The organism is Myceligenerans cantabricum (genome assembly GCF_054777735.1).
Map to the genome: position 1 here is coordinate 26,586 of NZ_BAAHAJ010000012.1, position 12,890 is coordinate 39,475.

The 12,890-nt window shown below is 73.5% G+C and carries 10 protein-coding genes; 4 read left to right on the forward strand and 6 right to left on the reverse strand.

The genetic code is table 11. The features are described 5' to 3' along the window. Nucleotides 1-9 precede the first annotated feature (9 nt). Nucleotides 10-2,232: a discoidin domain-containing protein gene (locus ACYU96_RS16695; RefSeq protein ID WP_460755977.1), complete on the forward strand. Its 2,223-nt coding sequence runs from the start codon at nucleotides 10-12 to the stop codon at nucleotides 2,230-2,232. A 69-nt stretch (nucleotides 2,233-2,301) separates the two neighbouring features. Here ACYU96_RS16695 and ACYU96_RS16700 read toward each other — a convergent pair whose 3' ends face one another. The 3 genes from ACYU96_RS16700 to ACYU96_RS16710 form a co-directional block, all read right to left on the reverse strand. Then, nucleotides 2,302-3,273, reverse strand: coding sequence for a cytochrome c biogenesis CcdA family protein (locus ACYU96_RS16700; protein WP_460755981.1), 972 nt, complete (start codon nucleotides 3,271-3,273; stop codon nucleotides 2,302-2,304). Further along, on the reverse strand, nucleotides 3,273-3,872 hold the full coding sequence (locus tag ACYU96_RS16705) for a TlpA family protein disulfide reductase (RefSeq protein ID WP_460755984.1): 600 nt from the start codon (nucleotides 3,870-3,872) through the stop codon (nucleotides 3,273-3,275). Before ACYU96_RS16705 ends, ACYU96_RS16700 begins: the two co-directional genes overlap by 1 nt. Before the next feature lie 153 nt (nucleotides 3,873-4,025). Continuing rightward, nucleotides 4,026-5,495, reverse strand: coding sequence for a dihydrolipoyl dehydrogenase family protein (locus ACYU96_RS16710; RefSeq protein WP_460755987.1), 1,470 nt, complete (start codon nucleotides 5,493-5,495; stop codon nucleotides 4,026-4,028). 263 nt (nucleotides 5,496-5,758) lie between these two features. Between ACYU96_RS16710 and ACYU96_RS16715 the strand changes: the two genes are divergently transcribed. Next, nucleotides 5,759-7,387: a hypothetical protein gene (locus ACYU96_RS16715; protein WP_460755990.1), complete on the forward strand. Its 1,629-nt coding sequence runs from the start codon at nucleotides 5,759-5,761 to the stop codon at nucleotides 7,385-7,387. Nucleotides 7,388-7,403: 16 nt separating this feature from the next. Here the strand turns inward: ACYU96_RS16715 and ACYU96_RS16720 are convergent, their stop codons facing one another. The 3 genes from ACYU96_RS16720 to ACYU96_RS16730 all read right to left on the reverse strand — a co-directional run bounded on the left by ACYU96_RS16720 (nucleotide 7,404) and on the right by ACYU96_RS16730 (nucleotide 11,511). Then, nucleotides 7,404-9,053 (reverse strand): family 20 glycosylhydrolase, encoded by a 1,650-nt coding sequence (locus ACYU96_RS16720; RefSeq protein WP_460755993.1) that lies wholly within the window; start codon nucleotides 9,051-9,053, stop codon nucleotides 7,404-7,406. A 36-nt stretch (nucleotides 9,054-9,089) separates the two neighbouring features. Then, nucleotides 9,090-9,707 (reverse strand): isochorismatase family protein, encoded by a 618-nt coding sequence (locus tag ACYU96_RS16725; RefSeq protein ID WP_460755996.1) that lies wholly within the window; start codon nucleotides 9,705-9,707, stop codon nucleotides 9,090-9,092. Nucleotides 9,708-9,768: 61 nt separating this feature from the next. Then, nucleotides 9,769-11,511 (reverse strand): dolichyl-phosphate-mannose--protein mannosyltransferase, encoded by a 1,743-nt coding sequence (locus ACYU96_RS16730; protein WP_460755998.1) that lies wholly within the window; start codon nucleotides 11,509-11,511, stop codon nucleotides 9,769-9,771. A 33-nt stretch (nucleotides 11,512-11,544) separates the two neighbouring features. Between ACYU96_RS16730 and rsmI the strand changes: the two genes are divergently transcribed. Both rsmI and ACYU96_RS16740 read left to right on the forward strand, forming a co-directional pair. Further along, entirely contained in the window at nucleotides 11,545-12,414 is an 870-nt protein-coding gene (gene rsmI / locus ACYU96_RS16735) for a 16S rRNA (cytidine(1402)-2'-O)-methyltransferase (RefSeq protein WP_460756001.1), read from the forward strand. 67 nt (nucleotides 12,415-12,481) lie between these two features. Further along, entirely contained in the window at nucleotides 12,482-12,835 is a 354-nt protein-coding gene (locus ACYU96_RS16740) for a hypothetical protein (protein WP_460756004.1), read from the forward strand. Nucleotides 12,836-12,890 lie beyond the last annotated feature (55 nt).

Sequence of the window (12,890 nt, forward strand, 5' to 3'; positions counted from 1 at the left end):
GGAGTTGCCATGAGGTACAGATCACGGGGGATCGCGCTCGCCCTGGCGGCAGCGCTGGTCTCCGCACCCGCTCTCCTGGTCCCGGTCGCCACGGCCGGGCCGCTCGCCGGGGCGGAGACGTCCGGTACGGCGGCGTCGCCGTCCGAGGACGCCGGCGTCGCCGCGGCCGACTGCTCCAGCACGAACTCGGCGCTCGACCGGCCCGCCGACGCGTCGTCCACCGAGAGCGCGGCCTACCCGGCGTCCGCCGCGTTCGACGGGGACCCGGGCACGCGCTGGTCGTCGGAGTTCGCCGACGACCAGTGGGTGCAGGTGGACCTCGGCGAGTCGCAGGACGTCTGTGGCATCGACCTGAGCTGGGAGGCCGCGGCCGCCAGCGTGTACGAGCTGCAGGTGTCCGACGACGGTGCGTCCTGGACCACGATCGAGCGGGTCGAGGACGGCACGGGTGGCGACGTCACGCACGCCGTGTCGGGCACCGGCCGGTACGTACGGGTGGCCGGGCTCGAGCGCAGCACCGAGTGGGGCGTGTCCCTGTGGGAGGTCACGGTGCACACCGGCGACGGCACCTCGACCCAGCCGCCCGTCGAGGGCGGCGGCGACCTCGGGCCGAACGTCCACGTCCTGGACCCCTCCATGAGTGACGTCCAGGCGCAGTTCGACGCGGCGTTCGAGCAGATGGAGTCCAACCAGTTCGGCACGGAGCGTTATCAGTTCCTGCTGAAGCCGGGTACCTACAACGACATCAACGCGCAGATCGGGTTCTACACGTCGGTCTCCGGCCTCGGCCTGAACCCGGACGACGTGCGGCTCAACGGCGACCTCACGGTCGACGCCGGCTGGTTCGAGGGGAACGCCACGCAGAACTTCTGGCGGTCTGCCGAGAACCTCTCGGTCAACCCGGTCAGCGGGACCAACCGCTGGGCCGTCGCGCAGGCGGCACCGTTCCGCCGCATGCACGTGACCGGCGGTCTCAACCTCGCGCCGAACGGCTACGGGTGGGCGTCGGGCGGGTACATCGCGGACAGCCGGATCGACGGCGAGGTCGGCCCGTACTCGCAGCAGCAGTGGTACACCCGCGACTCGTCCGTCGGTGGCTGGACGAACGGCGTGTGGAACATGACGTTCACCGGTGTCGAGGGCGCCCCGGCGACCGACTTCGGGAACGGCGGCCCGTACACCACGCTCGAGACGACGCCGATCTCCCGGGAGAAGCCGTTCCTCTACCTGGACGGCGACGACTACGCGGTCTGGAACCCCGCGGAGCGCACCGACAGCCGGGGCGTGACCTGGCCGGAGAACGCGGGCGGGGAGTCGATCCCGCTCGACGAGTTCTTCGTGATGCGGGAAGGGCACACCGCCGCGGAGGTCAACGCGGCTCTCGACCAGGGCCTCAACCTCCTGATCACGCCGGGCGTCTACCACGTCGACGAGACCATCGAGGTCGGCAACCCGGACACGATCGTGCTCGGCCTCGGCCTGGCCACGATCATCCCGGACGGCGGGGTCGACGCCATGCACGTGGCCGACGTCGACGGCGTCCGGCTGGCCGGGTTCCTCATCGACGCCGGCGCGCAGAACTCCGAGAACCTGCTCCAGGTCGGCGAGCCCGGCTCGTCCGCGGACCACAGCGCGAACCGCACCACGGTGCAGGACGTGTTCGCCCGCGTCGGCGGTGCCGGTCCGGGGCTGGCGACCAACGCCGTCGTCGTCAACAGCGACGACGTCCTCGTGGACCACACGTGGATCTGGCGTGCCGACCACGGGGCCGGCGTCGGCTGGGAGACCAACCGGTCGGACGTCGGTTTCATCGTGAACGGCGACGACGTCCTCGCGACGGGGCTGTTCGTGGAGCACTTCAACACGTACGACGTGCTCTGGAACGGCAACGGCGGGCGGACGATCTTCCTGCAGAACGAGAAGGCCTACGACGCCCCCAGCGCCGAGGCGATCACGCACGACGGCATCGTGGGGTGGGCGGCGTACAAGGTCGCCGACCACGTCACCTCGCACGAGGCGTGGGCCCTGGGCTCCTACTGCAACTTCTCGGCCGACCCGTCGATCGTGCAGGACCACGGCTTCCAGACACCGGTGCACCCGGACGTGAAGTTCCACCACGTCCAGACCGTGTCGCTGGGCGGTGTGGGCCAGTTCGCGCACGTCATCAACGAGACGGGAGCGCCCACCTCGGGCACCGACACGGTCCCGTCGAAGGTCACCGAGTTCCCGTGACCCCCTGAACGCCGTTGGGCGCGGAGCATCGGTGGCCCGGACGCGCACGGGCCCGCCGATGCTCCGCGCTCAGCGGTCCACCCTGGGGCGCTGGTCCGGCCCGGGGTGCGCGGCACCCTCGGACGCGGCGCCCTCGGACGCGGTGTCCCCGGACGCGGCGCCCTCGGACGCGGTGTCCCCGGACGCGGTGTCCCGGCGGGCGTCGCGGGTGCGGCGCACCCGGCGGAGCGCCAGGTAGGCCAGGGCCGCGGCCAGGAGGGGGAGGCCCGCCCAGGCGATCCACGGGGCGATGTCCACGAAGACGCGCTGGACGGAAGCCGCCACCTGGACGACCGGATCGGTACCCGCGCCCGCGTGCAGCACGCGGAGCTCCCAGACGCCGTACCAGGCGACGTACACGCCCGCGAGCAGGAGCAGCACGCCGCCCGCCCGCGGCAGCCAGCTTCCGGCCTGGCGCGCCCGGTTGATCAGGCCGCCCCGGGCCAGCGCGACCGCGACGGCCGCGGTGCCCACCATCAGGCCCATCGCTCCCGCGTAGGTCAGGAAGAGCAGCACTCCCGCCAGCGGCGACTCGACGCGGAACGCCGTCACCACGACCGCCAGGAACGGTGCGATCGTGCACCCCAGCGAGGCGATCGCGTACGAGGCACCGAACCCCGTCATCGACCCGAAGCCCGCCGTCGGCGCGCCCTGCTTGCCCGCCCGCCCCACGGTGAAGGACGGCAGGCTCCGGCCCGCCAGCAGCCAGCCCCCGGCCGCCGCGACGACCAGGCCGAGCACCACGGTGAACGCGGGCAGGTAGGCCTGTACCGCCGCCGCGACCGGCGCGACCGCCAGACCGAACACGAGGAACACCCCGGCGAAACCGAGCGTGAGCGCCGCCGTCGCGCGCAGTGCCCGGCCGACGGCGGCGGACCGGGAGCGCTGCTCGTCGAGGACGAACAGCGAGAGGTACGCGGGCAGCAGCGCGAACCCGCACGGGTTGACGGCGGCCACCACCCCCGCCCCGAACGCCACCGCGAAGGCGTCGGCGCCGGGCATCAGCCCACCAGGCCCGCGACGGCCTGCTCGAGCGAGCCGTCGTCCAGGTAGCCCTCCTCGACGACCGTCCCGCTCTCGTCGATCACCGCGAACGTCGACTGCTCGGTCATGCCGAACTTCTGCCAGACGACGCCGTCGACGTCGACCAGGTGGGTGACGTGCGGGATCTCCTCGGCGAGCGCACGGATCTCGTCACCGGAGGCGAGCCCGCCGGCGCCGACGAACTCGACCTCGCCGTCGTACTCCTCGGCGAGGCCGGTCACGGCCGGGATCTGGGCCCGGCAGGTCGGGCACCACGGCGCCCAGAACCACAGCACGGTGGGGGTGCCCGCGATGGAGGCACCCTCGAAGGTGCCGCCCTCCAGCGTCTCGGCGGAGAAGTCCCAGGCGGCCGTGTCGATGTCGCTCCCCGAGCCGGCTTCGGCGGCGTCGCCGGACTCCGGGTCGGCAGGGTCGGTCGAGGCGTCGGCGTCGGCCGGGGCCTCCGAGCGGGTCTCGGGACCGGCGCCGACGTCGTCGGGCTCCGTCTCGGTGGTCCCGGAGGCGCAGCCCGCGACGAGGAGGGCACTGGCGATCAGCGGTACGAGTATGCGGCGCATGAGACCAGTGTCCGCCGGAAACCGGCGTTCTCCCGGGGAGAGCGCCTTACAGCCTGATGACGTCTCTGACCGGCCTGGTCCGGGGCCCGGGTGATCGGGTGGGCGCCTGCCCGGCACCACGGACCTTCCGGCCGCGCGTGCCGGGACCGGGGCTCAGCGGGCCGAGCGCAGGTCCGTGAGGGCTTCCCGGACGCCGCGGTGGAACGTCGGGTAGGCGTAGATCATGGACTCCAGCTCGGTGATCGGGACCCGGGCGTGGACAGCCAGCGCCAGCATCCCGAGCACCTCGCCACCGTGCGGGCCGGCGGAGGTGGCACCGACCAGGTGACCGGCGTCGGCGTCGGCGACCAGCTTGACGAAGCCCTCGTTGCCCGGCCCGTGGATCCAGCCGCGCGTGGTGGACGAGGCCTGCTGGATGCCGGTCGCCACCGTGATCCCCGCGTCGCGGGCGGCGGCCTCGGTGAGGCCGACCGCGCCGACCTCCGGGTCCGTGAACGTCACCCGGGGAAGGGCGTGGTGGTCGGCGGCCGGGCCGTCCTCACCGAGGATCTCTCGCACCACGATCTCGGCGTGATAGGTGGCCACGTGGGTGAACGCGCCCTTGCCGGCGACGTCGCCGGCCGCCCACACGCGGTCGGCCACGCGGAGCCGGTCGTCCACCAGCTCGCCGTCGGGCGCGGCGCCGAGCGCGGCGCGGGTCCCGGGGGACAGGCGCGGCCGGCGACCGGTGGCGACCAGGAGCCTCTCGGCCCGCAGGGCGTCGGGGACGCCGCTCGCCGTGACGGCGAACGTCTCGCCGTCGTGCGCGACGTGGGTGACGGGCGCACCGGCGTGCACGGTGACCCCCTCCTTCTCGAGGACGCCGGCGATCAGCTCCGAGGACTCGGGCTCGTCCAGGGGCAGGATGCGGGGCGCGGCCTCGACCACCGTGACCGCCACCCCGAACCGGGCCCAGGCCTGCGCGACCTCCAGGCCGATCGCGCCGCCGCCGAGCACGAGCAGGGATTCCGGGAGGGTCTCCGCCTCGATCGCACCGCGGTTCGTCCAGTACGGCGTGCCCGCGAGCCCGTCGATCGGCGGCGCCACCGGTTCGGTGCCCGTGGTGACCACCAGGCCCCGGGACGCCACGTACTCGGTGTCGCCGACGCGTACCCGGTCCGGGCCGAGGATCTCCGCGCGGCCCCGGACGAACCGTGCGCCGGCGTCGGTGAAGCGGTCGACGGCGATCGTGTCGTCCCACGAGGTGGTGGCCTCCTCGCGGATCCGCCGGGCCACCGGCGCCCAGTCCGGCGTCACGGTGGAGTCCCCCGCCGTGCCGGGGACCCGCCGCGCCTCGGCGAGCAGGTTCCCCGCACGGATCATCATCTTGGACGGGATGCAGCCCCAGTAGGGGCACTCGCCGCCGACCAGCTCGGCCTCGATCCCGACCACGTCCATGCCCGCCCTGGCGAGCGCGCCCCCGACCGCTTCTCCGGCCACGCCCAGCCCGACGACGACGACCTCTGCCTGCTCGGTGCTCATCTCTGCTTCCTTCCCGACGACGTTGCCCGGCTCCGGGCCGGCCGGTGGATCGTTGCCCGGATCGCGACGGCCAGGATGCTCCGTGCCCACCAAGAGTCGCATCGCTCGACGGTAGCCGCGCGAGACCCTCCGGTCACGAGGTCTTTCGGGACTGCAAGAACGTCCGTGCCGGAGCGTTCGTCCCGGGTCGCAACGTGTTCAGCCCCGGCCGCGGGCAGTGGGACCCTGGCCGGTGGGCTGGTGGGGCGAGGAGCCGCCGCACATCGTGCCGTTCACGCTGGGCGCCGGGACCTGCGAGCGAACTTTCACTCACCATTCACGTCACCGGGGATCACCCCCGCGTGGAGTACGCGAGGATGTGACGCGTGGATCTCCGGAACGCCCGATTCGTCATTGCTCGCGTCGCGGTCTCCGCCCTGGTCACCGGTCTGGCAGCGACCACGCTCGCCGGTTGCTCCGTTCCCGCTGCGGAAGGTGACGACGCCGCGGCGGACGAGACCCCGCCCGCGGTGCGCGCGCCCGAGGACGGCGTCCTCACGCTCGTCTCGGACAACCCCGCCGAGCTCGCCCTCCATGCCAGCCAGGCCCTCTTCGACCGCTCGCCCGTGACCGTGATCGCCGACGTCGACGACCCGCGCGACCGCCTGACCGCCGGCGCGACCGGCGAGGCGCTCGCCGCACCCGTGCTGCTCGACGACGGCGTGATCGACGACGCCGGCCTGCGCAAGGAGCTCGAGCGGCTGGGCACCGAGTCGATCGTCGTCGTCGGCGACGAGGAGGACGTCGCCGACGTCGCCGGCCTGGCCGGTGACGTGGACGTCGTGCGCTTCGACCCGGACGCGGTGAGCGAGGCGGCCGAGGAGGCCGTGCAGCCGGGCGGGAAGGGGGCGTCCGTCGGGGCGAGCGTGGAGCATTCCGCCGACCGGTCGGCCGGCACCGAGGCCCGGGTCCCCGAGGCCGGGATGATCGACGCCACCAGGCTGCGCACCCTGCGGGAGAGCGTCCCCGACGTGGAGGAGCCGGACCAGCTCTCCGAGGTCATGCTCCTGATCGACCCGGCGGCCGGCCAGGAGGCAGCCATCGGCACCGCGCGCGCGGCGGGCGCGGTCCCGCTCGTCGTGCCCGGTGGTGATCCTGGTGCGCAGAAAGCGGTGATCAGCCGGATCGCGACCGCCGACCCGCTCGGTGTCGTCGCCATCGGCCCCGGGTTCACCGACGACGACCACCTCGCCTGGCAGGTCGGCGCCGCGCGGCAGCAGATCACCTACCCGCACGGCACGCAGCGTCTGGCCGGGGAGACCTACGTCGCGACGTCGTTCACGGTGCCCGCCGGCGCCGATCCTGCCGTGACCGCCGAGGCGGCCGCCGACGCCCGCGCGACCGCGGACGGCTACGGCGGTGTGCCGGTCGTCTCGGTCGTCGCGAGCGTCAAGTCCGGGAGCCCGGGGGACGACGGCGACTACGTGGACCCGCAGCCGATCGAGGACCTCACGGCCGCGGTGGAGGGCCTGCGCCAGGCCGGGGTCGTGGTGCTGCTCGACGTCGCGCCGGGCAACCGGCCGCTCGGGGACCAGATCGCCCCGCTGGAGCCGCTGCTCGGGAAGCCGGGGGTCGGCCTCGCGCTGCACCCCGAGTTCCGCAGGGCGGGCAACGGCGCGGCGATCGACGGGCAGGTCACCGTCACGGAGCTGCAGGGTGCCGTGGACCGCGTCGCCGGGATCGTGTCCGAGCGGCGGCTGCCGCAGGCCATGGTCGTGGTGCACCAGTCGACGGCGGCCTCGGTCACGGACCGGGCGACGCTGCGGCCGCGCCCGGAGGTCGCCACGGTGTTCACCGCGGCAGGCCCGGCGAGCGGCGAGACCACGATGAACGGCGTGTGGGACGACGTCGCCACCGACATCCCGGCGGGCGCCAGGACGGGCTGGACGGGCCCGGCCGCCGGAGGGATCCCCCCGGCGGAGCCGACGGCACCGCTCCTGATCACGACGGACTAGCCGGACCGCGCGCCGCCTACCAGTCCACCTGCGGGGTCGGGTGGTACGCCGCGCCGTCGCGGCGCCAGGAGGCCGCCTCGACGGCGACCCGTGCCCGGTACGCCTCCCAGTCGCGGCCGTCCTGCGGCGTCCAGGCAGCCTCGGCCACGGCCGTGAGGCGGGGCAGGAGCATGGAGAACAGGTCGTCGCGGGTCACCAGGGTCTCTGTCCACACGCACGCGGACACGCCCTCGATCGCGTCGGCCGGCAGCCCGTCGATGACGGTGCCCGGGTCCCACTCGTACGAGTCGCGCAGCTCCACGAACCCGGCCCACTGCAGGCCCAGCGGGTGCTCGGGCGTGTACTTCATGTCCAGGTAGGTGTGCTCGGCCGGGGCCATGACGAACCGGCCGCCCGCCGCGGCGGCCTTCCGGAACACGCCCGCGTCGGCGCGCGAGTCCCAGTAGTGCAGCACGGTCCCGGGCCGCACGGGCGAGTCCGCGTCGTCGTCGGGCATGACGGCCGTGGCGGTGGTGGAGCCGGCGTCCGTCGTCGGACCGGGCGTGCCGCCCGCGGTCGCGCCGCCCCCGGCCGTGCTCCCGACCGTCGCCATCGCGGCCGCGGCGGACTCCGCGTCGCCGTGCCTCGCTCCGGCGGCCTCCTGCCAGGCGGCCGGCGTCTTGCCCGACGCCGTGACGATCTCCTGGCACAGCGCCACGAACCCGGCGTACTCCTCGGCCGGCATCCGGTGCACCTCGTCGCCGCCGAAGTGCAGCCACGCGCCGCGGGTCATCCGCGCGACGTCGCCCAGCACGTCCCGCAGGAACGGTTCGGTGGCGGGCAGGTCGAGGTACAGCCGGGAGAACCCGACCTCGATGCCCTCGTACGCGTCGGTCGGCCGCCCGTCCGGGGTCAGCTCGCCGTAGGCGTGCGTCGCGGCGTTGATGTGCCCCGGCAGGTCGATCTCGGGGACGACGACGATCTCGCGCGCGGCCGCGTACTCCTGCAGCTCCGCGTAGTCGTCCACGGTGAGGTACCCGCCGGGGTCACCGTTCACGGCGGACTTCGACGAGTGCGTCACGAGGTCGGGCCGCGAGGGGATGTCCAGGCGCCAGCCCTGGTCGTCGGTGAGGTGCAGGCCGAGGCGGTTCAGCTTGTACCGCCCCAGCAGGTCGACGACGGCCCGCAGGTCCGCGGGCTCGAAGAAGTGCCGTGCGATGTCGAGGGACAGTCCGCGCCACCCGTACCGCGGCTCGTCGTGCACGACGGCGGCGGCCACCTCGCCCGGCCGTCCCGCCGCCTGCGCCGCGCCGGCGAGCTGGCCCAGCGTCCGCAGACCGTGGAGCAGCCCGGACCGCTCGGGGGCGGCCACGACCACGCCGTCCGCGGCCACGGTCAGCGTGTACCGCTCGGGGTGCGACGACGGCCCGGGGCCGGCGTCGGCGTCGACGCGCAGCTCCACCGGCGTGCCGTCGGACGGACCGTCCTGCGGGGTCTCCACGACCGTGACACCCGCGGGCCCGAGCAGCTCGGCGGCGAGCTCGGCGAGGCCGGTGGCGGTGCGGCCGGCACCGGGGACGTCGTGGGGCACGGCGACGCGCACGCGCCGTAGGTCCACCACCCCCGGACCCGGCTCGATGCGGACAGGGGCTGGGATGATCGCCGCGGCGACGTCGTTGGCCGTCATGGGCGGCGAGCATAGCGGCGAATACTGAAAGTGTCTTTACAAATCGCCGGTCTGCAGCAGCTGGACCCCCGCGGCCCGCATCTCCGCGCGCGCCTGCTCGCCCTGTCCGGGCGAGACCGGCGCGGTCAGGTCGGTGATCACGCGGGTCGCGAGGCCCGCGAGGCGCGCGTCGAGCGCGGTGTGCTTCACACAGTGCGACTCGGCCAGGCCCACCAGGTCGATCGCGCCGACGCCCGCCTCGGTGAGGATGGCCTCGAGGGAGCGCCCCTCGTCGTCGGCGCCGTCGAACCCGGAGTACCCGTGGTCGTACTGGCCCTTCTTCACGTGCGCGTCCGCGTCGACGCCGGTCAGAGCGGGGTGCAGCTCCGCGTTCGGCGTGTTCGCGATCCCGTGCGGGGGCCACGAGCCGACGTAGTCGGGAGTCTCGCTGAAGTGCTCACCCGGGTCGATGTGCCAGTCCTGGGTGGTGATGATCGCGTCGTACCGGTCGCGATGCTGCCTGGCGTAGGCGGCCACCCGCTCCGCGACCGCGTTCCCGCCCTCGACGCCGAGCTCGCCGCCCTCGCAGAAGGTGGGCTGCACGTCCACCACGACGAGGGCCCGCCTGGGGCGACTCGTCACGAAGCGGCTGGTCTGAGGCCGTATGTCGTCCATGCACCTAGCCTGCCACCGCAGGGACCCGGTGCGGTAGCCCCGGTCGACGAACCGCCAGGCGTCAGATCCAGCTCGGCAGCCACATCAGGCTGTGCCAGTAGTCGTACGGGACCGGCATCGCCGTCCAGATCGGGTAGAAGAGCACGCTCACGCCCACGATCACTGCCGTCACCACGCCCGTCACCCAGCCGATGGCCCGCCGCGCGGGCCGGTCGTCGTGCGTCATGTCCAGCAGCACCGCCACCACGTGCACGATCACGAGCATCAGGAACGGGGCGAACACGATCGTGTAGAACGTGAAGATCGTCCGGGACACCCCGCCGAGCGCCTCCGCGACCGGCCACGAGTACAGGAACCACGGCAGCCAGCCCGCCGCGACGGCTGCCAGCGGGCCGGACGCCCGCCAGTCCCGCTGCATGATCGCCAGCACCAGCGACACGAGCAGGGCCACCGCCCCCAGCCACCAGATGATCGGGTTGCCGAGCGAGGTCACCGCGGTCGCGCAGTCGTGCGCCGCGTCCGCCGGGCACGGCCCCTGACCGGGGGAGAACCTCTCCCAGAAGAACGACGTCGGCCGTGACTGCACGATCCACCCCAGCGGGTGCGCCGCGTAGTTGTGGTCGGAGTCGAGCGATGTGTGGAAGTCCCACATCTGGCGGTGGTACTGCCACAGCGACCGCCCCGACTGCCAGACCCCGTCCGCCCAGCCCGGCCACCAGCCCGGCGCCGCGTGCCCGTTCGACTCCGCCCAGTCGCGCATGTACGACATCCGGTTCACGAACCAGCCCGTCCACGACGCGACGTACACGACCACGATGGTGGGCAGCATGATCAGCGCCGTCGGGAGCACGTCGGCCAGGAAGGCGTCCTCCCACCACCGGCGGATCCCGGCGGCGCGCCGCGCCCCCAGGTCCCAGAAGATGATGAGCAGCGCGAACGCCACGACGAACCACAGCCCCGACCACTTCACCCCGCACGCCAGGCCCAGCGACACCGCGGCCGCGAGCCGCCACCAGCGGAACCCGATCCGCGGCCCGTACAGCCCGACCTCGCTGCCCGCGTCCACGAGATGAGCCACCCGCTCGGCGAGCCGCCGTCGCCCCCACTCCCGGTCCAGCACCAGGCAGCCGAACGCCACCAGCACCCAGAACATGAGGAACTGGTCCAGCAGCCCCGTGCGGGAATGCACGATCGCCTCGCCGTCGACGGCGAACAGCAGCCCCGCCAGCACCCCGAGCGCCGTCGACGCGAACAGCCGGCGGGCGATCCGCACCAGCAGCAGCACCGCCAGGATGCCGACCACCGCGCTCGCGACCCGCCACTGCCACGACGCGTCGGCGCCGCCCGCCAGCCGCATCCCCAGCGCGATCATCCACTTGCCGATCGGCGGATGGACCACGTACTCGGCCTTGTCCGTCAGGTAGGAGCTGACGTCGCCCGCCTCGAACGCCGGGTTCGGCTCCTCCGGCCAGGACGCCTCGTAGCCGAGGCTCGCGAGCGACCAGCCCTCCTTGACGTAGTACGTCTCGTCGAACACCAGCCGTGCCGGACGCCCCAGGTCCCACAGCCGCGCGACCGCGGCCACGAGCACGACCGCCACCGTGCCGGCCCACCCCCAGAACCGCACCCGGAACGTCGTGTCCAGGCGCATGCGCCGGGCACCGAGGAGCGTGGTCAGGAGGCGCTCCCGGGCGGGCCGGTCGTCGCCGACCGGCGCCGGGGCGAGCGCAACCTCCGTCGCCACCTCGGGAGCGGTGTCGTGGTGCATGGCGCCGGCGGCCATGTTCTCGTCGTGCTGAGGCACCGGGACAGCATAGGGCGTGGGATCGTGGGAACCGTGACAACTTCGACAGGTCCAGCGGGAACGCCGTCCGGCGGCGGCGCGCTCGTCCTCGCCGCCACCCCGATCGGCAACGCCGACGACGCCTCCGGCCACCTGCTGCGCCTGCTCGCCGACGCCGACGTCGTCGCCGCCGAGGACACCCGCCGCCTGCACGCCCTCGCCGCCCGGGTCGGGGCCACGATCGGCGGCCGCGTCGTGAGCTACCACGAGCACAACGAGACCGCCCGTGCCGACGACCTGCTCGACACCGTCGAGTCCGGCGGCACCGTCGCCGTCGTGACCGACGCCGGCATGCCCTCCGTCAGCGACCCGGGCTACCGGGTGGTCGCCCGTGCCATCGAACGCGGACTGCGCGTCACCGCGGCCCCCGGCCCGTCCGCGGTCCTGACCGCGCTCGCGCTGTCCGGCCTGCCGACGGACCGCTTCACCTTCGAGGGCTTCCCGCCCCGCAAGCCCGGCGAGCGGGACCGGACCCTCGCGGCGCTCGCGGCCGAGCCGCGCACCATGGTCTTCTTCGAGGCGCCGCACCGGATCGCCGACACGCTCGGTGCGATGGCTCGGGCGTTCGGTGCGGACCGTCCGGGAGCGGTCTGCCGGGAGCTCACCAAGACGTACGAGGAGGTGCTGCGGGGCGGCCTCGGGGAGCTCGCCGCCCGGGCCGCCGACGGACGGCTGCGCGGGGAGATCTGCGTGGTGGTCGCCGGTGCCCCGCCCGCGCCGCCCGCGAGCGTGGACGACGTCGTCGGAGAGGTCCTCGACCGGGTGGCGGGCGGCGAGCGGCTGAAGACGGTGGTCGCCGAGGTCGCGGAGGCGGCAGGACTGCCCAAGCGTGACCTCTACGCGGCGGCGCTCCAGGCGCGATGAGGTGGAGTAGCAGGTTATATCACAGCCAGACGTATGCTTCGTGCCATCTCGGTCTTAATGTCGACGCATGGACGGTCACCCCGGATACTCCCTCGCCTCAGCGGGCTTCTCCTACCAGTCGCCCTATGTGCGGCCCGGCTCGTTGGACGAGCTCGCCGGGCCGGTGTCAGGCACCGTCAAGGCCGGCTCGCACATCACCGGCACCCGATACCTGTCGTTCGACGTCGACGACGAGTCCCAGCTCTGGGACCTGTACTCCGTCACCGTGCGCGACGGCACCGTGCGAGACCAGCGGGAGCTCCTGAACAAGGAGGTCCTGATCCGCATGTGGCCCGTGCTCAACCTGCCGCAGGAGTGCCGCCAGGAGTGGGAGTCCCACTTCGCGGAGCTCCGGGTCCGGACACGGTGGTCGTTCATCTGACCGGTGTGAGCTCTGGCGCGACGCAGGCCATAGGATTGGGCGAGGCCTTTTCTGG